This window comes from Chromohalobacter sp. 296-RDG (assembly GCF_029889885.1).
GTDB lineage: Bacteria > Pseudomonadota > Gammaproteobacteria > Pseudomonadales > Halomonadaceae > Chromohalobacter.
In genome coordinates this window covers 1-597 of record NZ_JARANY010000304.1, presented here as the reverse complement: position 1 = coordinate 597, position 597 = coordinate 1, and the positions used below count along the sequence as shown (strand labels likewise).

Annotated in this window: 1 rRNA gene; it reads left to right on the top strand. The window is 58.0% G+C overall.

Annotated elements, in window-relative coordinates:
- A 23S ribosomal RNA gene (locus OP495_RS18675) occupies positions 1–559 on the top strand; the annotation flags it as partial.
- Positions 560–597 lie beyond the last annotated feature (38 nt).

The window sequence follows — 597 nt, the reverse complement described above, 5'->3', positions numbered from 1 at the left end:
ACTGCGAGACAGACACGTCGAGCAGGTGCGAAAGCAGGTTCTAGTGATCCGGTGGTTCTGTATGGAAGGGCCATCGCTCAACGGATAAAAGGTACTCCGGGGATAACAGGCTGATACCGCCCAAGAGTTCACATCGACGGCGGTGTTTGGCACCTCGATGTCGGCTCATCACATCCTGGGGCTGAAGTCGGTCCCAAGGGTATGGCTGTTCGCCATTTAAAGTGGTACGCGAGCTGGGTTTAGAACGTCGTGAGACAGTTCGGTCCCTATCTGCCGTGGGCGTTGGAGATTTGAGAAGGGCTGCTCCTAGTACGAGAGGACCGGAGTGGACGCACCGCTGGTGTTCCGGTTGTCACGCCAGTGGCATTGCCGGGTAGCTATGTGCGGACGGGATAACCGCTGAAAGCATCTAAGCGGGAAGCCCCCTTCAAGATGAGATCTCCCCGAGGCCTCGAGCCTCCTGAAGGGCCCAGCGAGACGAGCTGGTTGATAGGCACGGTGTGGAAGCGCTGCGAGGCGTTGAGCTAACGTGTACTAATGGCCCGTGAGGCTTGACCATATAACACCCAAAGGGTCTGGTGACGAGCCGATCCCGGA